General features: G+C 48.1%; 20 protein-coding genes. 7 read left to right on the forward strand and 13 right to left on the reverse strand.

The annotated features are described in order from the left end of the window. Nucleotides 1–20: 20 nt before the first annotated feature. Genes ACO0LD_RS06485 through ACO0LD_RS06495 form a run of 3 tightly spaced genes read left to right on the forward strand, consistent with a single transcriptional unit; the run spans nucleotide 21 to nucleotide 3,417 of the window. Nucleotides 21–1,577, forward strand: a complete 1,557-nt coding sequence (locus ACO0LD_RS06485; RefSeq protein ID WP_423004907.1) for an ATP-binding protein — start codon at nucleotides 21–23, stop codon at nucleotides 1,575–1,577. Continuing rightward, nucleotides 1,574–2,887: an HD domain-containing phosphohydrolase gene (locus tag ACO0LD_RS06490; protein ID WP_423004909.1), complete on the forward strand. Its 1,314-nt coding sequence runs from the start codon at nucleotides 1,574–1,576 to the stop codon at nucleotides 2,885–2,887. Before ACO0LD_RS06485 ends, ACO0LD_RS06490 begins: the two co-directional genes overlap by 4 nt. Further along, complete coding sequence (locus ACO0LD_RS06495; RefSeq protein WP_423004911.1) at nucleotides 2,887–3,417, forward strand: response regulator; 531 nt, start codon at nucleotides 2,887–2,889, stop codon at nucleotides 3,415–3,417. The genes ACO0LD_RS06490 and ACO0LD_RS06495 overlap by 1 nt, the downstream gene beginning before the upstream one ends. Before the next feature lie 68 nt (nucleotides 3,418–3,485). On the opposite strand, the gene ACO0LD_RS06500 is transcribed toward ACO0LD_RS06495, so the two are convergent. From ACO0LD_RS06500 to ACO0LD_RS06515, 4 genes are read right to left on the reverse strand one after another with little or no spacing between them, the layout of a single operon-like run. Next, entirely contained in the window at nucleotides 3,486–4,178 is a 693-nt protein-coding gene (locus ACO0LD_RS06500; RefSeq protein ID WP_423004913.1) for an alpha/beta fold hydrolase, read from the reverse strand. A gap of 38 nt (nucleotides 4,179–4,216) precedes the next feature. Next, complete coding sequence (locus ACO0LD_RS06505; protein WP_423004915.1) at nucleotides 4,217–5,779, reverse strand: FGGY-family carbohydrate kinase; 1,563 nt, start codon at nucleotides 5,777–5,779, stop codon at nucleotides 4,217–4,219. Nucleotides 5,780–5,791: 12 nt separating this feature from the next. Beyond that, on the reverse strand, nucleotides 5,792–7,417 hold the full coding sequence (locus ACO0LD_RS06510) for a glycerol-3-phosphate dehydrogenase/oxidase (protein ID WP_423004917.1): 1,626 nt from the start codon (nucleotides 7,415–7,417) through the stop codon (nucleotides 5,792–5,794). Next, a complete protein-coding gene (locus ACO0LD_RS06515) occupies nucleotides 7,414–9,024 on the reverse strand; it encodes an FAD-binding oxidoreductase (RefSeq protein WP_423004919.1) in 1,611 nt (536 codons plus the stop codon). Before ACO0LD_RS06515 ends, ACO0LD_RS06510 begins: the two co-directional genes overlap by 4 nt. A 110-nt stretch (nucleotides 9,025–9,134) precedes the next feature. Between ACO0LD_RS06515 and ACO0LD_RS06520 the strand changes: the two genes are divergently transcribed. Further along, nucleotides 9,135–10,190, forward strand: a complete 1,056-nt coding sequence (locus tag ACO0LD_RS06520; protein WP_423004921.1) for an AraC family transcriptional regulator ligand-binding domain-containing protein — start codon at nucleotides 9,135–9,137, stop codon at nucleotides 10,188–10,190. A 196-nt stretch (nucleotides 10,191–10,386) separates the two neighbouring features. Here the strand turns inward: ACO0LD_RS06520 and ACO0LD_RS06525 are convergent, their stop codons facing one another. Beyond that, entirely contained in the window at nucleotides 10,387–10,689 is a 303-nt protein-coding gene (locus tag ACO0LD_RS06525) for a helix-turn-helix domain-containing protein (RefSeq protein WP_423004923.1), read from the reverse strand. 218 nt (nucleotides 10,690–10,907) lie between these two features. On the opposite strand from ACO0LD_RS06525, the gene ACO0LD_RS06530 reads away from it, so the two are divergent. Together ACO0LD_RS06530 and ACO0LD_RS06535 are read left to right on the forward strand one after the other, a co-directional pair. Continuing rightward, the gene (locus ACO0LD_RS06530) at nucleotides 10,908–11,204 is read left to right on the forward strand and encodes a hypothetical protein (RefSeq protein ID WP_423004925.1); all 297 of its coding nucleotides are present in this window, start codon (nucleotides 10,908–10,910) and stop codon (nucleotides 11,202–11,204) included. A 305-nt stretch (nucleotides 11,205–11,509) separates the two neighbouring features. Continuing rightward, nucleotides 11,510–11,743, forward strand: coding sequence for a hypothetical protein (locus tag ACO0LD_RS06535; protein ID WP_423004927.1), 234 nt, complete (start codon nucleotides 11,510–11,512; stop codon nucleotides 11,741–11,743). A 90-nt stretch (nucleotides 11,744–11,833) separates the two neighbouring features. Here the strand turns inward: ACO0LD_RS06535 and ACO0LD_RS06540 are convergent, their stop codons facing one another. From ACO0LD_RS06540 to dksA, 3 genes are all read right to left on the reverse strand, one after another. Then, nucleotides 11,834–13,522, reverse strand: a complete 1,689-nt coding sequence (locus tag ACO0LD_RS06540) for a patatin-like phospholipase family protein (RefSeq protein ID WP_423005049.1) — start codon at nucleotides 13,520–13,522, stop codon at nucleotides 11,834–11,836. 571 nt (nucleotides 13,523–14,093) lie between these two features. After that, nucleotides 14,094–14,357, reverse strand: coding sequence for a GlsB/YeaQ/YmgE family stress response membrane protein (locus tag ACO0LD_RS06545; RefSeq protein ID WP_423004929.1), 264 nt, complete (start codon nucleotides 14,355–14,357; stop codon nucleotides 14,094–14,096). Between the two features lie 86 nt (nucleotides 14,358–14,443). Continuing rightward, a complete protein-coding gene (gene dksA, locus ACO0LD_RS06550; protein WP_423005051.1) occupies nucleotides 14,444–14,821 on the reverse strand; it encodes an RNA polymerase-binding protein DksA in 378 nt (125 codons plus the stop codon). A gap of 566 nt (nucleotides 14,822–15,387) precedes the next feature. Here dksA and ACO0LD_RS06555 point away from each other — a divergent pair. Continuing rightward, nucleotides 15,388–15,933, forward strand: a complete 546-nt coding sequence (locus tag ACO0LD_RS06555) for a hypothetical protein (protein ID WP_423004931.1) — start codon at nucleotides 15,388–15,390, stop codon at nucleotides 15,931–15,933. A gap of 298 nt (nucleotides 15,934–16,231) precedes the next feature. On the opposite strand, the gene ACO0LD_RS06560 is transcribed toward ACO0LD_RS06555, so the two are convergent. The 5 genes from ACO0LD_RS06560 to ACO0LD_RS06580 form a co-directional block, all read right to left on the reverse strand. Next, complete coding sequence (locus ACO0LD_RS06560; protein WP_423004933.1) at nucleotides 16,232–17,851, reverse strand: DUF4157 domain-containing protein; 1,620 nt, start codon at nucleotides 17,849–17,851, stop codon at nucleotides 16,232–16,234. Between the two features lie 310 nt (nucleotides 17,852–18,161). Next, the gene (locus tag ACO0LD_RS06565; protein ID WP_423004935.1) at nucleotides 18,162–20,993 is read right to left on the reverse strand and encodes a DUF4157 domain-containing protein; all 2,832 of its coding nucleotides are present in this window, start codon (nucleotides 20,991–20,993) and stop codon (nucleotides 18,162–18,164) included. Between the two features lie 44 nt (nucleotides 20,994–21,037). After that, nucleotides 21,038–22,420 (reverse strand): hypothetical protein, encoded by a 1,383-nt coding sequence (locus ACO0LD_RS06570; RefSeq protein WP_423004937.1) that lies wholly within the window; start codon nucleotides 22,418–22,420, stop codon nucleotides 21,038–21,040. 36 nt (nucleotides 22,421–22,456) lie between these two features. Then, entirely contained in the window at nucleotides 22,457–24,691 is a 2,235-nt protein-coding gene (locus tag ACO0LD_RS06575) for an ATP-binding protein (protein ID WP_423004939.1), read from the reverse strand. A 2-nt stretch (nucleotides 24,692–24,693) separates the two neighbouring features. Beyond that, nucleotides 24,694–25,188 carry an aspartyl/asparaginyl beta-hydroxylase domain-containing protein gene (locus tag ACO0LD_RS06580; RefSeq protein ID WP_423004941.1) on the reverse strand — a complete coding sequence of 165 codons (495 nt, stop codon included), beginning with the start codon at nucleotides 25,186–25,188 and terminating at the stop codon, nucleotides 24,694–24,696. Between the last annotated feature and the right edge of the window lie 5 nt (nucleotides 25,189–25,193).

Raw genomic sequence — 25,193 nt, forward strand, 5'->3', positions numbered from 1 at the left:
ATCGGAGACCAGGTAAAACAATGAACAAAGAATTTTCCTTGCCAGGAAACGGTGACATACCCACGTCTGCAGCTTCAGTTACAGATGCTCTCACCCCTGTTTTCCATGCAGAGCAAGACAAATTGAAAGTTGATGCCCCTCTGCTCAACAAGATGGGCATAGAACTGGCACAGTTCCTTGACAGTAGCCCGGTACCAACCTTCGTCATTGACTCAAATCACATCATCACGCATTGGAACAAGGCTTGTGAGTTTGTTCTTGGCTACTCTGCTGCCAGCATGATCTCAACCCGCAATCAGTGGAAACCTTTTTATCGCGATAACCGGCCTGTGCTGGCTGATCTGGTGTTATCAGGTCACGATGATATTGTGGTACACAAGTTTTATCATAATAAATTCTCGCAATCCCAATTGATACACGGTGCTTACGAAGCTATCGATTTTTTTCCTGACTTGCATGAACATGGTCTCTGGCTGCACTTTACGGCGGCACCACTGTACAACAATGAAGGAAAAATTGTCGGTGCCATGGAGACCCTGGAAGACATTACCGAGCGCCGCGACGCAGAAAATGCCTTGCGCCAAGCCCATAGCAATCTGGAAAACCTGATCAAAAAACGTACCCTTCAACTGGCTGAAACCAATAGCAGGCTGGAAGCGGATATCAAGCAAAGAGAATCGGTAGAAAACGAACTGGTGCGCAGGAATACTGAGCTTACCGAACTCAATGCCAAGTTATCCATGGCACAGGAGCAGTTACTACAATCAGAAAAACTGGCATCCATAGGCCAACTTGCCGCAGGTGTGGCACATGAAATCAATAATCCCATAGGCTATATTTTTTCCAACTTTGCTACCCTGGAAAATTATATTAAAGACTTGTTTGCCATCATCCAAGTCTATGAATCATCTGAACAGCATATCGCTTCTGCCAGCATCAAAAACGAACTCACCGAAATCAAGGAGGAAAAGGAATTATCTTTTCTCAAGGAAGATATTCCCGAACTGGTTCAGCAATCGCGTGAAGGGATAGAGAGAGTACGCAAGATAGTCCAGGACTTAAAAGATTTTTCCAGGGTCGATTCGCAACAGGAATGGCAATGGGCCAATATCCATCAGGGTATAGATTCGACCCTTAATATCGTCAATAACGAAATCAAGTACAAGGCCGACGTGATCAAGGAATACGGCAAAATTCCTGATGTTGAATGCCTGGCATCACAAATCAATCAAGTCGTCATGAATCTGGTGGTCAATGCATCTCATTCCATCACGACTGAACGCGGCCAGATCACCATACGCACCAGTTGCGATGACACCCAGGTGTTTATTGATATTGGCGATAACGGCAGTGGCATACCCAAAGAGATTATCAACCGCATTTTTGATCCCTTCTTCACGACAAAATCGATAGGTAAAGGAACAGGGCTGGGGCTTTCCCTGTCTTATGGCATCATACAAAAACATCATGGGAAAATTACGGTCAATAGCGAAGTTGGCCGCGGTACGAATTTTCTCATCAGCTTACCTATCAAACATAAAGATCAACCCCAGGACACTGATGGTGACACCACATGAGTGAAGAGTCAGTATCAGAAACAATGCCAGTATTGCTCTTCGTTGACGACGAGCCGAATATCCTTTCCTCGCTACGCAGGCTCTTCAGGCAACACTCTTACAAGATATTCATCGCCAATGGCGGCCAGGAAGGCCTGGAGGTACTGGAAAAAGAGACGATTGACCTGGTTATTTCCGACATGCGCATGCCAGTCATGGATGGCGCGGTATTTCTGACGCAAGTGAAAGCCAGATGGCCGGACACCATACGCCTGTTGTTGACAGGTTATGCCGACATACAATCGACGATTGATGCCATCAACCGTGGCGAAATCTATCGCTATATTACCAAGCCCTGGAACGACAATGACATTGTGCTGGTCGTCAAACAGGCGCTGGAGCGCAAATCACTGGAGATAGAGAAAAAGCGGCTGGAAGAGCTAACCCAGCGTCAGAACGAGGAACTGAAGTCCCTGAATGCCAGCCTTGAAATCAAGGTGGATGAACGCACCGCAGACCTGAAAAAAGCGCATGCATCCCTGTTACATGCCAACGATAAATTAAAAAGCAATTTCCTGACATCGATCAAGGTTTTTTCCAATGTCGTCGAAATGCGTGGCGATAAACTGGTGGGGCATTCACGGCGCGTCGCCGATTTGTCCAGGAAAATTGCAAAAAAACTTAATCTGGATACGCGCGAAGCGCAAGAAATTTTTGTAGCGGCTTTACTGGCCGACATAGGTAAAATAGGCTTCTCAGATGAATTATTAGCAACGCCTGTCAATCAGATGAATGGCGAGCAGTTGGGTCATTTTCATAAGCATACCCTACGCGCCGAGCAATTATTGATGCCATTGCAAGATTTGCAAGGGGCAGCAAAAATCATACGTGCACAGCATGAGCGCTTTGATGGCCGGGGATTCCCTGATGGCCTGGTCGGCGAGAGTATCCCCATAGGCGCACGCATTTTGTCACTGACAAGCGACTATGACAATCTGCAAAATGGCAGTCTGGTACAAAAACGCGTGCATATGGAAGATGCCCAGGCTTTGATCATACGTGGCGCTGGTAATCGTTATGATGAAAAGGTCGTTGCTGCTTTCAAGCAAATCATCAGCAATCAGGCCGATGATATTGACGATAGAGAAATTACCATAGCGCAATTACAGCCTGGCATGATACTTTCTGCAGATGTTATTTCCAAAGAAGGTATGCTGCTCTTACCGGCAGATTATGTTCTTGACCAGCACGTGATCGATAAATTGACATTGTTCGAGCATCCTGCGGGTGCTAAATTGGTCATACGCGTACACAGTAACAGGAGAAAATAATGTACAAAATCTTATTGCTCGATGATGAACAAAATGTATTGCTTGCGCTGCAAAGAAGCTTGAAAAGCGTCGCTAAAGAGATGGAAATGACGATGGAATTGTTTAATTCCCCTCAGGAAGCGATAAAGCGCCTTAGCAATACAGCGTTCGACTTTATCATCTCTGATTACCATATGCCGGGTATGAACGGCATACAGTTCTTGTCCATTGCCAAAGAAATGCAGCCTCATGCAATACGCCTCATGCTCAGCGCCTCTGCCGAATTCAAGACCATACTGGGTGCCATCAATGATGCAGAAGTGTTTCGCTACATTGCAAAACCCTGGAATCAGGACGAATTACTGGAAACCATACAACTGGCAGCAGCACGTCGTCAGCAAATCATGGAAGACCAGACACTGGCAGACGAATTGCGTTTGCAACGTGGCGTGATAACGCCGCAAGAACATGAGCTGAAAAGACTGGAAGAAACCGAGCCAGGGATTACCAAAGTAAAATGGGGTCCGGATGGCTCGGTATTATTGGACTAAGGTATGTTGACAGGCCTGTTAACTTTGGCATCCATTTCCCATACTGAGTATCGCTGTTACTATTTATCTTAAGCCTCATTTTTCGATATAAATCGCCAAATATCCCTGGCGACTTCATCTGCTTTGGTCTGCAATAAAAAATGGGGCGCATCGTATTTGCATGTTTCCATTTCATACAATTGCCTGTGGATGTCTGCATGGGCAGATACTGGCACCAGCCGGTCTCTGGTAGCTTGCAGATAAAGTACCGGCACTTGGATGGCCTTGAGTTTTTCCCTGACATCACAACTCAGTACCGCGTGCAGGCGTGCCTTTAAACTGGCAGGTTTGACCTGTGCCAAAGCATCTGCCAATTGTGCGCCCAATTCTTTGCTGGAAAAACGCCCCAACAGCAAATGGCTGAGTACGCTCAATGGTGCCAGCCTGGTTGGCAAATAAGGCAGCGCGTATCTGGAAGCTGCCAGCCAAGGATAAGGATTGCTTGCAAACGTCGCGCACAGTATCAAGGCTTTTAGCCGCACCGGCTGAGTCGCAGCGATGGATATAGCAATAGGACCAGAGAACGATTCGCCCAGCAAGATATAGTCTTCATCCGTTGGCAACTGAGCCTGAACCAGTTCCTCCAGTTCTGCATAGCCCAGTGCCTGATCTGCCGGGTATGTCAGTACCAGTAACTTGCTTTTGCCATCCAATGCGGTATGCAAAGGCCCGTAGAGTGTGCCTGTACCATCCATGCCAGGCAAAAGAACTAGTGTCGTCATGCTGGTAATGATAGCAGGCCAGACACTACCATGTGGCATCAGTGCATTTTGGGATACCCGGTGATTTGCTGTATCTCTTTATACAAAGGCTGCAAGCGGGCGTACATTTTTTGATAGACGCGGTGATACAGCTCATTGTATATCTGGTGATGATGAGCGATAGGTTCAAAGGTCTCACCTATGCGCGTCATCTCTTTGATGGCCACATCGAAACTGGGATGCAGTCCCAGCCCTACAGCCGCATCAATAGCTGCACCCAGCCCTGAAGTTTCATAAATATGTGGACGCGATGTCGGCAAGCCAAAGATATCAGCCGTCAATTGCATGGCAGCGTCACTTTGCGAGCCGCCACCAGATATGCGCAATTCAGTAATGGCAACGCCGCTGCGTTTTTCTATACGCTCCTTACCTTCGCGCAAGGCGTAAGCCAGTCCCTCCAGGATAGCGCGGTACATGTGGGCTCGCGTATGTACATCACCGAAACCGATGATGGCGCCTTTGGCTTCCGCACCCGGTACCTTGATACCCGGCGTCCAATAAGGTTGCAGCATCAGGCCCATGGAACCTGGCGGTACGGCATTCACCAGTTCGTCAAACAAGGCCTCTGGTAACACACCCTGCTCTGCTGCCTGGAGTTTCTCGTGATGACCAAATTGTTCCTTGAACCAGTTCACCATCCAGTAACCACGGAATATCTGCACCTCGGTACTATATGAATTGGGTATCGCCGCTGGATATGGTGGTATGAATGGTGTCACTTCCAGATATTTTTTACTGGTGGTATTGATGGTGGCAGTCGTACCGTAACTGAGGCAGCCGATGTTAGGTTGCTGACAGCCAGCCCCTATCACTTCGCAAGCCTTGTCTGCTGCTGCGGCCAGCAAAGGTGTGCCAGCCAGTATGCCCGTCGCTGCTTCAGCCACCTGATTAATATGTCCCATCACCGTGCCCGGCGGCACCAGCTCAGGCAAGGATTCTGCCTTTACCGCCAGCGCCTGCCATTTCCAGTCCAGTTTCCCTGCCCATTTCAAGCCCTTGTAATCAAAGGGAAGATAACCGACTTGCGAACCTATGGAGTCGATGAAATTGCCACACAGGCGATAATTCAGGTAGCCAGATAGCATCAGGTATTTATCCGTCTTGTCCCAGATATCTGGCTGATGCGCCTTGATCCAGTTGGCCTCCGCCTCACCACGAAAGAAATTGATGGTGCTGGCAACGCCTGCCAGTTTAAAGGCTGTCATCCACAAGGGATTTACTGGCGGCACTATGTCAGTACGTCTTTGATCCAGCCAGGTGATCGCCGGACGCAGGGGTAAGCCCCGCTTGTCCAGGTTGATCATGGTGCCACGCTGCGTGGTCACTGCGACACCGTGTACCGTAGCAGGTGAAATCCCCTGTTCATTCCACAGACGCTGACATGCCGTGCACACCGCCTGCCAATAATCTTCAGGATGATGCTCCGCCCAACCTGGATTATCTGAAAAATAAGCTTCCAGATGCACCTGGGATTTGGCGACGATATTGCCACGCAAATCAAACAGGATAGCCCTGACGCTTTGGGTGCCGTTGTCTATGGAGAGAATATATTGTTTGGACATGATCTTTTTATTCTATATAGACTGACGTTGGGGTGATCGCCACTCTGGAATACTGGCTTTCGCTGGTAAAGCATAATGCTTACTCCACAATTGCAGATAGCTTGTCTGTTCAACGTCCCATCGCTCATCATCCCATTCTAATTCAGGCTGGCAGATTGCCCTGATGCGTGGCAACAAAGCCAGCCCCCCCAGTCGCAGCAATAGGCCCAGTCTGGTCCTGCGCAATAGCAAATCTTCCAGATGTACGACCTCTTCGAATCGTGCTGCCCAGCGCAATTCTACCCACATGGTCAGTGTTCCTGGTATGTAATCCAGTTCACCATCCTGAGCTATCTGGACAATTTCAGCAGCAGACTCACCATGATGGCCTTGCAGTCGCGATTTTTGTGTATGACTTAGTTGCTTTTCATTCGCTAAATCTGAGGGGCGGGTAAACAAGCTCTCTGCTTCCTGTTCAGCCTGATGATCAGGAAATAAATGATCGATGTGTTTCAATGCATCTTGCGCTATGAGTCTGAAAGTCGTCAACTTGCCGCCTGTGACTGTCAGCAAACCTTTCTCCAGCCATATGGCATGGTCACGCCCCTCCTTGGATGGATCGGCTTTGCCCGTATCAATCACAGGCCGTATGCCTGCATAGGTGGCAATGATGTCATCCAGCTTGAGTTGTAATTGCGGGAATTGGAAATCCATGGCCTCCATCAGATAAGCGACTTCTTCTGCAGTGATTGCCGTCTCTTCCTGCATGTCAGTGCAATGATCAACATCCGTCGTCCCCACGAGGCTAACGCCTTCCCAAGGGTACACAAATACCGGGCGACCATCGCGAGGATGCATCAGGCTTACCGCCTGCGCCACCGGCAAGCGCCACGCTGGCAATAGCAAATGGCTGCCACGCAAGGGGCGCAGTCTTGCACTTTGTCCCTGCTGCTGGCGCAGCCCGTCTGCCCAGGCCCCAGTTGCATTGATGATGACTTTGGCTTTAAGTTGATACTCCTGCTTACTCAATGCATCTTGCAAGACCACGCCGCTGGCCTGCCCCTCTACATAGACGACGTTTTTTACTGCGAGATAATTCATGGCAGTCGCGCCAGCAGCGCGTGCCTCTTGCAAAACCCTCAGTACCAGACGGGCATCATCAGTCTTGGCATCCATATAGCAAGAGCCGCCTTTCAAGTCAGCAGCAGGTATATGCGGCGCCAGCATTTGAAAATCCTGCGCCGAAAAATAATGTTTGCCACGCAAACCAGCCAGGAAGTCATAAATGACTAAACCGATCGCAAACATCCAGCGCCCCGGCTTGCGGCCCTGATAGTCGGCAAACGCAAAACTCTGTGGCTCGACCAAGCCAGCTGCGGCTTGCAACAACTGCTGCCTTTCGCGTACAGAATCCCGCGTCAGGGAAATTTTTCCCTCCTTGATATAACGCAGGCCGCCATGTACGAGTTTTGATGAGCGGCTCGATGTACCCCAGGCGAAATCCTTTTGCTCCACCAGTAAAACCCTTAAACCGCGTCGGGTAGCTTCCAGCAATATGCCTGCACCAGTGATCCCGCCACCGATGACGACGATGTCCCAGTCTTGCTCATGCTTGGCGAGCGCGTTGAGCAAATCAGCACGCGATTTGGCTTTTTTCATTGCGCCACATCTTCTGCTGGCAGCAACTTACCGGGATTCATGATGCCCTGCGGGTCAAAGTGCTTGAACAGGTGACGCATGCCGGATATTCCCAAACTGCCTTTTTCCGCTTCCAGGTAAGGCGCATGATCACTACCCACACCATGCTGGTGGCTTATTGTGCCACCATTGGTGACAATGGCAGCCGAGACTGCAGACTTCAGCCTGCGCCAGCGCGCATAGTCATGCTCATAATCACCCGTCAGGCGATAAACAAAGGTGGAATACACGCTGGCACCCTGGCCATACAGGTGAGATAAATGCGTATAAGCGTGCACTAGTTCATTTTCGGATGCCATGGCATCCCTGCCCGCCTGCTCCATACTCAGCATCATGGTCTTGACCTTGGGCCAGTCGCAAGCGGTCTCTACTGTATCTATGGCATAACCTTGCTGCCAGGCGCTATTACGCAGATACACATTCCTGAAGCGCCCCTGCTTCCATTTCTCGCCCATGGTCTTACCAACATGCACACCTTTATATTGGCTTGCGATTTTCAATGCAAACTTGATGGCTTGGCGCACCTGGGGTTTTTCACCACTGGCACCGATGAGCAATACGCATTTACCCTCCTCACAGCCACGCAAGCGCAGATAAGATTCCAGCAAGCCTATCAACTTTTTGTGGCCTGCCAGTGTCAGGCTGGTCAGGGTTTCAGTGGCATTTGAAAGGCGCAACATCGATAAACCTGGCTTGGTTTGGGCGATAGCCCTGACCGCCGTTTGCGCAGTATCCCAATCAGGAAAGAACACGGCGTGAAATTCTTCACATACCGGCAAAGGTGTAATGCGCACGGTCACTTCCGTCAGTATGCCCATGCGCCCTTCTGAACCCAGCAGCATTTCCCGCAAGTCCGGCCCTGCAGCGGATGCCGGGAAGGTCTGGATATCCAGCCGCCCGGCAGGCGTCTCCACCCTGGCTCCGGCCAGTAATTGCTCTATACGCCCATAGCGTAATGACTGCTGGCCAGATGAACGGGTAACTACCCAGCCGCCCAGCGTCGAGTATTCAAAAGACTGAGGAAAATGACCCAACGTATAGCCCTGTGCACGCAATTGCGCCTCAAGATCAGGGCCAAAGACACCTGCACCAAAAGTCGCCAGTTGCGCTTCCTTGTCCAGATTCAGCAATTGCGACATGCGTGACATATCCACTGACAAGACCGGCTGTTCACTCCCGGCGACTGCCAGATGCCCAACCACGCTGGTGCCACCGCCATAAGGTATCAGGGCGATGTTGTGTAACGTGGCGTAATCCAGCAAGCTGCGTACATCCCCGGCACTTTCTGGGTAAGCCACGCCATCAGGGAAGTGACTGATCTTGCCAAAGCGCATTTTCAGCCAATCTGGCAGGCTTTGTCCCAGAGTATGCCTGACACGCCCCAGAGCATCTGTATCTACCAGAGTATGTGCTGGCAAACGGCTCCCTGGCACTTGTCGGCATACCTGATCCAGTTCTGCATCTGTCTGCGGTGCGCCCAGACCTATGCGTGTCTGCAAAAAACTCAAAGCATTTGCATTGATCGCATAAGAAATACTGTCATCGCCCCAACCATTCCATCGTCGCATTTTCTATTCCTGAATTAAGCATGAGCTTGGTATACTAACTAATCGACTTGTAGCTTAATCAAGTGTCACCTTCAGGTATTGCGCTTTCATGACAAGGTTCTTGTTTTAATATGCCAAATTCACATACAGGTTCAGTCGCAGGCAGCCATAAGCTTGGACGGGTAGCTGCCGCCTACCTGCAACCCTTGCTTGAACTGGCGAATGAACGTGGTTTGAATTTGCGTACTTTGGCTACTATGGCAGGCATGGCTGAAGATGCCCTGAGCACGCTGCAAGAAAGCATCGCCGCTGCAGACTATGTGCACTTGCTTGATGCCGGTGCAAAACTCAGTGAGGATGCGCACTTTGGCCTGCATGTGGGCGAAAGAGTAAAGCTCGGCACTTACAATGTGTATGGCATGATACTCATGAGCTGCAAGGATTTTGAGCAGGCTTTCCAGCAAACCATGCGTTATGAAGGTCTGGCACATGATCTGGGGCGATCGGCACTGGTAGTCGATGATGTGGTGACAGAATACCAGTGGCATAGCCATTATCCGCAGGCCAGCAGGCATCTGGTTGAAAGCGTATTCGCAGGTATACGCATATTTGGCAACTGGTTTGCCGGTACGACCTTACCTGATGCCCCGGTTTATTTCAGGCATGCAGCACCAGACGATTTGCAAGAACATCATCGCCTGTTTGGCAAGGAAGTTCATTTTGGCGCAGCGCTCAACTGCGCGCGCTTCCCAACTGCCTTGCTGAGTTGGCCTGTGCCCAATGCCGATGTCAGCATGTACCCGGTCTTGCAACACCATGCCGAACAACTACTCAGACAAAAGCAGCAGGCCCAGCAAGAGGGTGGCATCGTTGCCCAGGTCAGGGCCGCTATCAGCAATACTTTGGCGCAAGACCAAGCCAGATTGCCATTGATAGCACAAGAATTATTGCTAAGCCAGCGCACGCTACAGCGTAAATTGAGTGAAGCGGGTATCAGCTTCCAGCAAATTCTGGATCAAACCAGAAAAGACACTGCCATCGATTATTTGCTGCAGACAGGTTTCAGTCTGGCGGATATCGCCTTCCTGCTTGGCTACCAGGAACAAAGCGCCTTCAATCATGCCTTCAAGGAATGGACTGGCGTAAGCCCTGGTGCATACCGGGAAAAACACCTGGCCCGCAAATAAAAACGGGAACTGCTTACACAGCTCCCGCATCTTATGAATTCTGGACGGTGGCTTGTCCGCTTAAATGCGAACCAAGCACACCTCACTACCGTCATACATATCGGTTGTATGTACAGCAGCTAGACATACTATAACTCAAAATTATGACGGCTGCATGAACTGCAATTTGAGCTACATCAAACCTGCAATCAAGCTGTCATTCCGCAGCAGGTGCATCAGTTGCGGCCTCAGTTGCAACGTCGGTTGCAAGCTCGGTGATTGGCACATTTTCAAAACGAAACAAGTCTTGTACAGAACAATTAAACAATTCGGCAAAGGCTTCTATAAATTCAACCTTCCAGTGTTCCGCCTTGTTATCGACGATGCGTAATAATTGAGAATGCGAGACTGTCACCCGTCTTGCGATCAGCAGGCGGTGCAAGGCAGAAACCGAACGAATCTTGTTTTCAACCATTAACTCACGGATTCTGAGCTCGGCTTTTATTTTATGTCCGGACATGGGGAAAATTAATATTACTGGGTTTGTATTGGAGATGAATGAACATCAAGTAACGGCTGCGATGATACAGGATATAAGCAATTTTTGCGGTCGCCGCATAAAAACAACATGAAACATTCAATTTTCTCCACGCCATGCTGGATTTTTTTCAAAAGCTGTGGCAAGATCAATTCATCGATTTTGGCAAGACTTTTAAACATTTTTATTTAGGACGATACGTGAAAACTACCTGGCTCCCACAACTGCAACAAGATATGTGCTTAACAGCACAGGGCTTGCTGTCAGCATTGTCGGCCAAGGCAGTGGCGGGATTGGGCTATCGTGATGCGCTAACAGACCTGGCGGCGACATCCGGCACGATATCCAAACGCAATGATAGCGATAGCATTATTCGCACGGCCACAAAACATGTGGTCTCCCGTAACGAGCAATCCAATCCAGGCAAGTTTCAGTTTAATCCTAACCCGAATCACCGCATCCGAAGGTCAGCCCTTCAGGTAGCAGGAGCAAATTAAGAACAGCTCCTCCTCACCTCAAGCTGAAAAGCCCGGATGCCTTAATAGGTTCCGGGCTTTTTGTTTAATCATCTGCTGTTTTTATAAGTTTCTTATATAAGCACAGACCCAGCAGTAAAACCCGCGCAAGCGGTCGTGGTCGGTAACAAGGCCACGGAAACACCGGTACTGATATTCAGATCCGTAACAACATTTAATTGATCAAGCTTATTCATGCATACGTAAATCGCAAGAACAAGCAAAAGCCAAGGGGAAATCCCCAGCAGCTTTAAGTTATTTTTTATTTCTAAGGAAGGGAGGTAAACATGTTTGCTGTATTCTGGATAGAAATCCACAAGCAAATAAAAATGTCTCACTGCAGAGAATTTGATACCGGCGACATGATTGCCGCCCTCAAATTCGCTGACAATCTGAGACAAAGGCAAGCCACAGGAGAATATATACGCCACATCAGCATGTCGTCAGAAAATACCAATTCTGTCGGCGTACCAAGTGCGGCGATAGATTATCACTGGGCTGAACACAAGATCGCGGCATGATACTAAAACATATCAACACCAACATCTCTATGACAAACGCATCATGCAAAGACCTGGGCTAGCCCAGGTCTTTTTACTTGCATGCTAATCTTACTTACTGCAATTAATCCACGATGCCAAAGGATGTGAAGAATTCGGCTCTTGCACAGAATAACGTGGCACCTGCACCACCTCCCTCTGCTCCAGCGCAGCTTTTGACGTGAGCAAATTGCTGATATTTTGCGACAATCCCTCACGATGATTTTCTTTCAGCCATGTCACCAGCTTGGTACTTGAATCAGTATCAGTGGTCATCAATACCCGCGCTGCTTCAAACAAAGAATTCTGGATTGGCACTTCATCGCAACGTCCTGGCCCATTCAAGGCAAGTTTGTAGTTTGTTTGTATGGAATTGACAAACCTGTCCAGCTTGATAAGTTGGTTATCGCGAGGGGATTCGTCCCTATATTCATCTGCAGCAACTTGCTGAAAAAACGCATTGCGTTTGCGTGGGTTGCCTTTCTTGGTTAACTCAAGCAAACGATCCAGACCTATATGCCAGACTGCACAGTTTGCATTATTAATAGATCTGCCAACGGCCATCCCGGGAGCTTCATCAGGAGCAAAATGACGCCCACGTACAGACGAAGTCCCTGTTCCAGAAAACGCATAGTTCTTTAAAGGGATATTGACGTTAGGATTGAACCTGTAAGACTGGTCAGACGCAAGTGGCACACCCAGCATTTCCAGTTGCCATTCCCGCCGTTGCTCCAGCAATGAATCGAATGCGCGATAGATGGAAGGACTAATGACATAGTCAATCATGCTGCTTCGGGTATCTGCCAGCGAACCACTCAAATCCCCCCTGTCGTTGACATGTGCATCCACCAAAATCAGCAAGCAGGACAAGTCCTGAGTACCAACCAGAATTTCTGAATAAGCGCGGATCAGGGCATCAACACCCAGGTTATCAGATGAGCCTGCGTCATATAAATGCAAAAACTTGGGACTGGGCTGATGATAAATATCGTTGTCAGCACTAAAGTTCTTAAGTGCCAGTGGCACGAACAAACCAGGATAAGCAGCAGATGCCGCCACTGCATCGGCAACGCGTAATTGATTTAAATCAGAACCAATTTCTTTGAACGCCGCATCAGTGAAGGTAAAACCCTGCAAACTGGCTTCTGAAGAATTAAGCCCGCGGGTTGTCAACGTGTCTGCCCCGACAAAACGGTGCGCATGCGAGCTATTGATATACAGCGATGGTTTGCCCGGCTTGCGTTCACCCAAATTGCCATACACCGCACCTTTGTAAATTCCGGCATCAAACACGTCTGCCAGGATTCTGGTGGCATTTTTTCCGGATGTCAGGGTAGGCACGAAATTTATGGGATTGGCTGAACGATATACCCACGAAGACAAATAATCCCTGCGCAGCTGGGCCGACATCAGATCAAAATCCGCTTCGCTATCCAATGGCTTTAAGCTGACCGCAGCAGCAGCAAGCGAGCCACCAGATACTGAAGACAGCGCTGTGACTTCATCAAACAAACCAAAACTACGCAGCTGCGCTATTACCCCTAAACCAAAATTTGCGGCCCGCAATCCCCCACCAGAAATCGCCACCCCGACAAACATGGGATGGGGACACGGAACATTTTCAGTTGCAACATCCGTTGTACAACCAAGTTTGGAAGCATAATGTGCCCGCGGAACACTGGTGTCACTACCATTAGCCTTGACGTTTATATGAGGATTTCTTTCATCCAGATGCAAAGAAGCGCAACCTGATAAAAGCATCGTCGCCCAGATTGAAGAGCCAACAATGGCATTTTTTATCGGGGAAATATTCAACAATTAATACTCCATGAATCACTTGAAACCTTGAATTCCCTGGCCAATACAAGAAAAATTGACGATAGAAAATTCAGACGCAAACTTAATAGACTATCAATTATTGCATAGGTTCCTCAATATCTCACAGAGTCGCTTGCACCTGAAGCCAGTAACATAGAAATCACTTACAAAAAACTGACCATCACACTTAAGAACTCGATTGGCCTGATCGCTGATTCTATCGATGTATCCGAGGGCACTAACGGCTCCATCTACGCGCAAACCAATCAATCCAGCGGCAGCGTCGCACTGAATACATCGAAGATCATCAATCCTGTCGATACCAGCACGATGGTTCGACCAGGTCGCCTCACAGCACGTGCAAAGCACTTACCTGTCCTTCTTTGAGCTGTCGCCAGTTACCTGTACGACTACTTAGATGCAGGCAAACCGCCAAGGCTTGCCCAAACGTCAAACACAAACGAGCCCTTGATCATCAAGGGCTCGTTTGTGTTCGCTGAAAGCCAGCTAACAATCATGAGTCACGTTGTGCAAACAAAGTGGCAATGCTCAATATGGCCAGCGCACCAACGATCAAGCTGCCTAGCGCCTGAAAGTCAAAACCACTATTACCCGATGCTTCCGTACTTACATAAGACGGCATGAGACATCCAATGATCAAACCGCCCGCAATGCCGACAAGAACATTCAGGTAAATATTCTGATGATCACCCGTTGACGTCGTCAAAATAATCCATCCGACAATGCCACCGACGAAAATCCAAAAAATCAAGCCCATATATCCTCCCTGCCCGTTTTTATATCATGCGAAAAAGCTGCCCTGTCCGATAGCAATATCCCCGCACTGTTTTAAGAATGACCAAATCAATGCCCAAATAATTTTTGCCTTTGCTCATGACGCTGCTGCGCTTCCAGCGAGAGTGTAGCCGTAGGACGTGCCAGCAAGCGCTCAATACCTATAGGTTCGCCTGAATCTTCACACCAGCCATAATCTCCTTCATCTATACGAGCTATAGCCGCACGCACTTTCCTGAGCAGCTTGCTTTCACGGTCGCGCGCACGCAATTCCAAGGCATGCTCTTCTTCTATCGTGGCACGATCAGCGGGGTCGGAAATGATGTCATTCTCCTGAAGATGCATGGTGGTTTCATTGGCATTTTGAACCAGGGCCAGTTCAATTTCCTGCAAACGCGATTTAAAAAATGCCAGTTGCGCGTCATTCATGTACTCCATCTCACTCATGTGCAGAATTTCTTCTTCTGTCAGTTTAGGTTTGGAAGGAGGAAGCTTTGATCTGATTGCCGCTTTTTTCGACGTCGTATTGGTTTGCATGGTAGTCATGGTAAAACTCCTGATTCAAGTTATTGGTTCATCGTGCAAGCTAAATATTTCTCACGAGAATATGCAAGAAACCAGCAAATCCGCTAAATTGACTTTGCTTTGCTTGTTTAAGAAGTATTTAAAACGTATGGCAAGATACCAATCAATTCTCATGACATCTACAAGACCAAGGCCATAAAACTTGTAAGCGAGTTCCTACGTCGGTGTTAACAAATCTTCAGATTAAAGCCTCATCAGTAGATACTGTCGACCTTATTGTCAAAACATCGAACAAGGCCCATGATGGGCGGCGCAGGGCCTTAGCCCTTCATAAGCCGCATGTTGTACTTGGAAGTCACAACAGACATCGAAAACTCACATTCAAAATTGACTTACACTCATTCCGACACAAGACTGAATTTTGCTGTGATAGCGACATACCACGCCTGTTGTCCCTTGAAATAAGAGCAGATACCCACAAACCAAACATGAATTCCACCCTTATTTTTGATATAACACAAACAGAGTGGACATCCCATCTGAACTCATTTCCCGCCCTGGTCTTTGTTGCAGTGGGCGTAATCATGACTGGCTTGAACATATCCCGCAAACGTCGAGGCTTACCCAAGCATGGCTGGAATGCTGGCTTAGACAAACCAGGCCCTATCCTGCCCCTTTTTATTCTTGGACTTGGATTAGTCACCACAGTGTACATTTTTAGAGCAAGTTATTTTGACTACACTGAACTGCGCTCTGCATATGAGCAAGGAAATTGCGAAGTAATTGAAGGAAAAGTTGAAAACTTTCACGCAGGGACACGAAAGAAAAACGCGTCAAAGGAGTATTTCGATATCAGACACAAACACTTCGTCTACCCAAATCCTGGCAATTTGGCGGCCTTTAATAAAACAGTAGCCGATGGTGGCCCCATTAAGGAAGGCCTGCAAGTACGCATTCATCATTGTGATGGTGCCATTGCCCGTCTGGAAATTTTAGACAATGCGACACCTGATGGGATTCGGCAGACACAATGATTGCTCCAAACCATCCCTTGTCTCTTTTTGAACATTTAAAATTTCACGACACCCACAATTCAAAAAACTCACTATGGTCCCAATTTACTTAGCTCCGGCGTCGTCGCATCTTTGTTGATCAATCTAGTCTTCTGTTGTCCTTGAGCCCGAGCATTACGACAGTTAAACGAAGCTGGTAATTCAAAACCAATAATAAAGTCATAAATCCATTTTTCATTTGAGTCAAATTGAAATAAATAAGCTCCAAGCGTTCTAATGCCATTGCGGTAAAAATTCACTTGCCGCTTATGATAATGTATTAATTCTGCCCGGCATCCATTCGTGCAATCAGGGCATCAATATCGAATATCACCGTATTCAAGCTGTCAATGTTTTGAATATTCATGCCGCTGAGTGTGGTGTAAAAAGCAGTTGTCAAAGGTTTGCGCTTTTCGCTTTGCCTGACTAAATCCATGCTGGCCTGTGCTTTTACGAGGGCAAGTGCGTTACTGATTTCATCTGGAGCAGTATTTTGGCTTCCAACGATATCTCTTATCGCTGATACGCCTGTTGGTGTAAATTTCCAGGAGGTATATTTCCCCCAATATTTGGTGGCGATTTGCCGTATCTTGTTTAGCGAAGTCGCTTTTGCTACAGCCAGCGCCGGAGTATCGGTTACTCCTTGTGTGTCAGGTAAATGGTATCCATCACTGTACGTGGCGTAATAACTATGAATTCCCCTGATTGTTGCCATGCCTAGATCAGAAGCGACCCGGCCACTGGCGCGGTTGACGGTTACGTTATTGCCATAATTATTGTCCTCACCATGCTCCCCCAGATTATTGGCTGCAACAAAACCGGCTACCCCGCCCCTGATGTAAAACTCCGGCCGCGAACGATCTTTACTCACATCTGCTTCGAGTGTCACCAAACTTGGCAAGTCTTTTGCAACGACCGTTGCGCTGTGATACTGGCAATCGGCGTGCAGTGGAAAATTGTGGGTCATTTGATCGCCAACTTCCATCGTATTGCCAAGCAATGCCGTATTGTCCATACCTTCCTGAGATATCATGGCGTTTAACACGCCACCCAAGCCTCTGCAGTCATTCTTTCCTAAAACACCCTGACTCGGCAAGGAAACAGTATCTGCAGTCATTTGAGGATTTTTGATACCGTCATCCATATTCCTCATCAGGTTTGAGGTGTTAACGCCAATACTTTCTATATCCGCCCGTTCGGCATTGCCAAACAAGCGGACATTAGGCGTCCATTTGTACAGGTCTATGCCAGTAGCACTTCGTTCATTTTCTTTGTGGTACAAGGCCGATGGTCTTGGCCCTGCTACTGTTCTCAAACTGTACAGAACCTGTCTTTGATTAGTTTTAATAAAATACTGGTTATTGGCACTAGCGTCAGCGTGGGCAGCAAGGTCCACTACTCTTTGCACCACCCCTCGCGAACATGAATTGATCTTAGTGCTGGCTATAAATCCATTAGCTTGGCGTTGCGTTGCCATATCAGCAGATGCGAAAGTCGGTTCTCCCAGCCGATCTTGTCGGCCATCATGCTTCACGTAGCGCGGCAAACTTGACGCCTTACGGCCCATCACATCAGCCTCGTTTTCCAGCGCTGCACTATCATTCACCGCAACCCCGGCTTTCATTTGCATGGTTGGTTTCACCCGCCCTTGTGCCTGCTGCACCACATGCCAGGCCTCATGCGGCAAATGCTGTTCCTGCCCAGGGGACAGATGAATGTCGCGTCCTTGTGCGTAAGCCAATGCATTCAACTGTGCAGGTTTTCTCGAGTTATAGTGAACTTTGACATTATCCATACTCATGCCTGACAGAGATTCAATACCAGTCTTGAGATGATTGGGTAGTCCCGTGTCATTGGTGCTTGCCGCTTGTCGTTGGACGACTGGCAGGGTGATGGGCATGTGATCTCCATTGCACGAACCAGGCAAGCTACGCGTGTAGCAGTAGTCACCAAAGACTTCTATCGGCGGCCGATCTTGCTGACGCACACTGATATTCTCTAGCTGTCGTTGCAGCACTGAGCCTCGCTTTGTCCTGGTCATTACTTTTGTTTGCATGCCAAACCTCCACTTGTCTTCACAGAATTCTTGCATTAAAACCACTCAAACTTCCGTGAAAAATCTAGCGAACCAATGTCCTGATGGATTCAAGACTGCCATGCACATTAAGGCGTCTCGCCCTCTTGATTCGGGCCAGTGCCGTTTGTCTGCATTACTTAGCGATTTGTTTAATCGTCTCAATAGAAAAAAGTTCATTTAATTCATTGAGCTTAGTCTTCCATTTATTGACAAACGCTCGCGAACCTTTGCTCGTACCAGGTTCCACACGATTCAACTGCCTGTCTTCCATGATTTTCTGGGTTACCCAATTTGCTAGCGTAGGTGGGATATTCCCGTAGCGATCTGCAATCTGTATGGCAATCATGGTCTGGTCATCAGTGACAAAATTCGATTCCTCCATACCTACGTAACCAGGCACATAATCTGCCAGCGCTTCTATCTGACTACGCAAAGGCGTAAGTTGGTCATTGTTCAGAATAGTAGGCGAAGACAAGGTTTTGACAAGTTGCTTCATTTTTTGTCCATTGCCAAGTTGATCCAGCTTGTCTGGAATAGTATTATTCAACTCAACTATTCTATCGATCAGCTTACTTTTATCTGCATTATCTTTCCAATAATCTTCTCTTTTTCCATCTCTTTCCTTCACCAGACCGTCGATATAATCAAGTATGCGAATGGCAGAACCACCTATGATTTCCAGTGAATTATCACTGGCAGCCAAGCCTGTTGCGGTGCCCTCTGATAAAGTGACTGGTGCGAACTCTTTGACGCCCAAAATCCTCAATGCCGATTTCATTAACTCATCCCGGGTCTTCGTATCACTATATTTCAACACCTTTTTTACTCGCTGCTCAATGCCATACTTGTAGATATTGTAGTTACTATACTTCAGTGATACCTTGACATCATCGCTCCACACACTTGAACCACCTGATGTACCAAACCGGCCATTCGTATCATATTGCAAGCCTAGATCCTGTCTGGCGGTGGGATCAAAAGTATTCCATACTTTTTCTACATCCGGTCCTTGAGCTATCACAAGGTAATCGACAAAGGCACTCTGTGATTCCGAAACGCGCCAACCTTTATTTTTGCTAACGAATCCTTGCCCTGCTTTTACACGGTCTTGAGCGTTCTTCCATTTTCCAGAAATATGCATCTCCACGTAATTGCCAGAAATAGTCCAGCCATCTAAATAATCAAAATATAAATTAACCAAACCTTTGCGCTTGATTTTGTTCCCCATCCCCTCAGCAATAGTCGGGCTACCAGTCACTACCCAGTTTACCCCCATGCCAAGATTGCTTGCGGTATAAGCTGCGTCTACACCTGCATTGGGCCCCGCAACACCAATTAAAAGTATGCCCCCTTCCAATTCTCGCTTGGCACGGTCTTGCATGATGTTTGATCGAGGATCTTTTAATTGGCGCTGGAATTCATCAAGATCCATTACCTGGCGTTTTTCAGTATCCTGATTCCTTTTAGATTTTATTTTTTCTTTATGTTTATTAATATTATCGAATTTATGCGGACCTATACCTAATCCTGACACCACTTTCATTGCATAGTAGGTGCCCGCAGAGCTTTGTATCTTATACCATTTGCTTGGCAATCTGCTGACCTTGGTGATTGTTGCATTAACCGGATCATTGAAACGACTGCGGAAGTAAGCAATATCCTTCGATAGCTCTAAGGCATTCCCTTCAAACACTTCATCTGCTCCATCCGACCTTGTGGGCAATTGTGTATGACTACGCTTTGGCGAAATCATGTGCATAGGATGATTGACAAAGCTGATTCCCCTACTCTTGGGCGCTAGCGAATCCCAAGGCTGCATCTCACCAATAATTACGGTACTACGCGGGTCCAAAGAACGACCTTTTACATTGAGGTAGTTGGCTATACTGGCCCCTGTTCCCAGCAAGGCAACTTGAAATGTTTTATCTGGATTGGGCATATATTTTTTTAGTGCTTCAAATTCATTATGCAACTCCCAAGGTTTTTTCTTTTTGTCCAGTTTTGAGGACTCCAGTTGATCTTCTTCCTGTTGTCCCTGGTAGTTCTTATTAAGGAATTTTTTGGCACTTTGGAAATAACTGGCCACGTGCTGGGGATTGTCCAGATTGATTTCACCGTAATCGATAGAACTATTCACCAAATCCCAGAGATTATTGGCAAATGCCAGGTTTCTATCCAGTTCTGCTTTTACTTTTGCATAATCAGGAAACAGTGTCTTTAATTCGAGGGCATTTTCTTCTATCGCTTGGATGACCTTGGCGTGCAATGCTCCGGCCCGTTCATGAACTTGATAAAAATCTGCGCGCAGAGGCGCCTCTCCGGAAAAATCTATTTTTCTTTGTATCGGAACCTGATCGAGCACACTTGCCAATGGCAGGGAATTTTCCTCACCTACGCTTCCTGCGGCGCCCTTGATATTGTCACTCAATTGCACTGGGCCAGACCGCGCCGCCCTGGCCCCCATCCGGTCTGCCTCGTCTTCCAGTCCACGGTCATCGTTGACCGGTATTCCTGCCTTCATTTGCATGGTTGGACGTACACGTCCCTGGGCTTGTTGCACCACATGCCAGGCTTCATGTGGCAAGTGTTGTTCTTGCCCCGGTGCCAGATGAATGTCACGCCCCTGGGCAAACGCCAGCGCATTCAAGTGCGCGGGTTTACTTGAGTTATAGTGGACCTTGACAGTATCCATGCTCATTCCTGACAAGGATTCGATACCGACCTTGAGTTGATTGGGTAATCCCGTGTCATTAATATTAGCAATTTTCCGTTGCATGACAGATCGAGTGGCAGGCATAGAATCACTCTTGAGTTGTCCATGTGGATTACGCGCATAACGGTAGTCACCAAACTCGACCATTGCCGACGAATCTTGTGATCGCAAAACGATATGCGAACAAAGTTCTTGTGCTTGTTCTTGCGACGGTACGCTTTGCTTTGTTGTAGTCGGTACTTTCGTTTGCATATCACACCTTGAGACGATCTGGATTCCTGTTAAGCAGTATGGTTTTATAAATAATCCGTTGGATTATATGGACTAGTCGGATAATTAGTTTCGTCATCAGAAACAATCTCTTCGATCTGCGTCGAGCCTCGTAACATACGCATCAATACTTTACGCAGCTTTCTTTTTGCCGCCAGTTTCTGCTTGGCGTCAGAATTTACATCATCTACGATGTCGATATATTCTTTTAATGCATCCATTTCTTGCCTGGGGGTGGCAAGTTCCTTCCCGTTACTGAGTGCAGTGCCTACATCTACATCGGGACAAAGAGCAAATGCCGTTTCTAAGATTGCATAATTACTCCGAGTCTGCTGCTTACGCATATTTTCGCGCTGGGATTGCGTCATGCTGCTACCACTGATCGCGCCTACGAACTCAACACTACTGTGACTGTGGTTGAAACCCATGCCCTGATCCTTGCTGAAATTGCCCTGATCGTACAATGTTCGTTTCATGCTCGTTTGAGGGGCAAGATGTGGGAAACGATGCATTTCCAAGCCATTGAGGAAATCCATCTGGTGTGGATCGGGCTTTGAGGTCGATTGCATTTCTTTCATGTAAGTACTAATATCCGGCCCGATCTTGATCGTGCCAAATCCGAAATTGGTAGACAAGGTGTGTGGATCGACGGACCGATCGCCCATACTGGAATATCCCTGAGTATCGATTTCAACCCCATTGGGACCTTGAAAATCAAGCTTGCTAAGGTCAGCAGACTCCAGTGCCAGCAAATTCATGAAAGAGTTATCGGTTTTAGTAAAATCATCACTTGTAGACCTCAAATCTGGTGACAAATCTTCCAAGTCAGTTACGGTATTTAAAAAATCTGGCAACTGCTTGATTTGCTGAGTCGCATTGCCATAGGCTCTCATGCTCTCATGAGAGAGAAATTTTCCATACCGCAATTCATCAGGACCGTAACCTGTATTCATTCCTTGAATACGAACATCTTGATCCTGATTTTTATCGCTAGCTGTTTTCCGTTTTTTTCTGGTTAAATGGCCAACCAAGTCATTAATATCAGTGAACGGCCTTGGCTCCGTTACTGGTTCGTTAACCCATTTTTTAATTTTGGCTTTCCAGCCATAACGCAAAGTCGCCACGGATTTATTCGCGTCAACCAAAGCAACAAGATCTTTAATGCCAAAACCCCGCTTTCTGGGACGATACGTTTCCGCACCGACCTGAACTATCCGCTGAACAACCTGATTTGTACTTGTGGGGCCAATTTTGCGCAACTGAAGCGGACTACGTGCATAGCCATAACTCCCGAAAACGTCGGAAGGTGTCATATCCTGCCCAGGCTGGAATTGCTCCGTTTGTGCACTCTGAAGTTGAGTTGGCACATTGATGCATTTTTGCTCCCGGTTCTTTGGTATTAGTTCCATACCACCTCTGGCAAATCCAGTTTGTCGTGAGTTAGACTATTCATCCTCTCCCCATTCAAATTCACGTGCCAAAAACACCTTGCCCAATTTATGGTATTCACGTTCGGTCGCCTGCAATACATGTTTTTGCGCCACGCTTTGCTTTTCTGCTGCTGCCAAAAATGCTGCATTAATCGCGATATTGTTGATGTTACCGCCGCTTAATGGAGCCCGGTTGGCCAGCAGCGGGAAGTCCAGATCAGTGGCCAGTGGTGTGGCCCTGGGAAACGCGTTCTGCCACAGCAATAGTCGCTGGTCGGTACTGGGGAATGGATATTCGATCATGAATTTGAAGCGGCGGGTAAATGCCTGATCGATATTAGCCAGCAGATTGGTTGATAAAATCACGATGCCGGGATAGGTTTCTATGCGCTGGAGCAAATACCCGGTTTGCAGGTTGGCATAGCGATCGTGTGAATCCTTGGATTCGGTGCGTTTGCCAAACAGGCTCTCGGCTTCATCGAAAAACAGCACAATATTCATCGCTTCAGCCTGGTCGAACAATTGTGCGAGTTGTTTTTCTGTTTCGCCTATGTATTTGCTGATCACATTGGCCAGGTCAATTTTGTACAAGCCCAGATTGAGCTCATTGGCGATAATGGAGGCTGCCATGGTTTTACCGGTGCCTGAGGGGCCATAGAAAAGCACGCACAGGTTTTTGCTATTCTGGTTTTTTGCGTCAAACCCCCAGGTTTCAATCACCTGGTGTCGTTGCCGGGCATATTGCAAGACTTCGCCCAGCCATTGGCGGGTACTGTCGGGCAAGATGATATCGTCCATCTTATGCGGTGTTTTTACTTCTTGCGCCACCGTCATCAGTTCACGATTACTTTGATCCCGGCAAGTGTCGAACAAAACCGATTCCAAGCTGCTGGCATCAGGTGCCAGCATTTGACTGCTAGCCACTTCACGCAACACCAGCCGGATTTGTTCTTCCGTAAACAAGTAGTTATTGACCAGTTGATCTATCACTTCTTGCCCCAGCTGCAGGCTTGCTGCTTCACTTTGCCAGATCTGCTGACGCAAGCGCGTGTCGGGCATGGCAATTTTGAGCAAGATGGACGCTACCTTGTGTTCGGTAAAGCGATGTGCCGTCTCATGAATTCTTCGCGCCGGGCCATTGATGACGACTAAAAACATTTGGCTTTCCAACGCAAGATTAAGGACATCGTCTAGCAAATCCTCACTATTTTCTGCACTACTGAGCCACTGGCAGTTTTGCAGCACGATCACACGGTTACATAGCAAGACATCACGCAGCAGCAAGCGCAATCTACGCAGCAGCGCCGGGCGACTTTTTTGCACTTGCATATACACCTGTGCAATTTGCCTGCCATCGAGCAGTACGCAGGCCATGCCAAGCGGGCTAAACACTGCACCTGCCAAACTGCACAGCAGTGGTATGTCTGGTCCTTGCAGTTGCAGGACATAGCTATCGACAGTACTTGTATCGGTCTGAAAACGCTCAACGAGAAACGAAAGTTGCTGCAGTACTGCCGGGTCTACCGGGTGTTCTGGCAAGGGTCGATTGGCGGGACATGCTTGCAACACTTGTTCCAGACGCAGTTGCGGAGCAGCTTGACCCAGCAAATAGGCGCTGATGATCATTGGCAGGCGATAACTGCCATCCAGCGTGCCCAAGTTGGTTTCCGGGCTCAGGGCCAGCAAATCCCAGTTACGCAAACAGGCATCCGGGGCCAGGCTTTGCTGCAACTGCAAGCGCTGGGACACGCCCCCACCCTGCACCTGCCACGCACCACGCAACTTGACGCCATCTGTTGCTTCGTCTCCTGCAGTAAGCGTATCCAAAGCACGCAATATAGCGGCATAGCGTGGTTCCATTTCCACCAACAAACCAAACAGCAATAACTGTTGCTCAAACTCGGAAGGATGAAACAGTTGCACAACATGTATCCATGGAATGAATGTACTACTTTGCAGGGTTGCGCCGCTGCGCTGCCGGTAACTTTGCCAGAGCGCGTCCAGCTCACCATTGATGGCATCAAGCTCAGCCTGCAATTGGCGTTGCGGTGCCTGTTGCTTGACCGCTTGTAAAAGCAAGCTGTCAAGCTTGCCTGGTTTTGAAGACGGGTTGGCCTGGCTACCCGTATCGGCAACAGGCTCAGATTGCAACTGGCGCACCAGCAACGCACGTTCAACCATGGCTTCGCCTATGCCATGCAAGTCTTGCAACAGGGCGGCATTGTCAGGGTAAGATTCAGTTTGTGCCATGGTCAGGCCCATCCCTGGGGTTTAACGAAATCAAGTAACAATACCAGCCGGTCGCTGTCACTTTGGTTCCAGGCTTCATGTTCAACGGTGTCATCAAAAATCAGGCATTGGCCCGGCACCCAGTTTCGTACCTGCTGGCCCACGCGTATGCCACTTGGCGCCTGCACGAGCAAGCCCAGGTGCAGCCGCAAGACCTCGCTTGAATAGCCGACATGCGGAGTAATGACAGCACCAGCGCCGAGCCGGGAAAACCCTGCATTGACTATGCCAGGAATGCGCAGTAACAATCCTGTGGTAGCAGGACAAAAAATGCAATTTGCAAGAATGAAACGTGATGCCAATACCAGACCATATACGTCCCACCCCTGCTTGCAAAGGTTTTTTTCTGGCCAGGGATCAAACTCATTCAGAGGCAAGGCCATGCATTCATCACGCACCAATTGCCACTGCTGCTCCAGCTCTTGGACAAAGGTAAATTGGGATGATGAAAAAAACATTTTCA

The sequence above is a fragment of the Undibacterium sp. Ji83W genome (assembly GCF_049340385.1).
GTDB lineage: Bacteria > Pseudomonadota > Gammaproteobacteria > Burkholderiales > Burkholderiaceae_D > Undibacterium.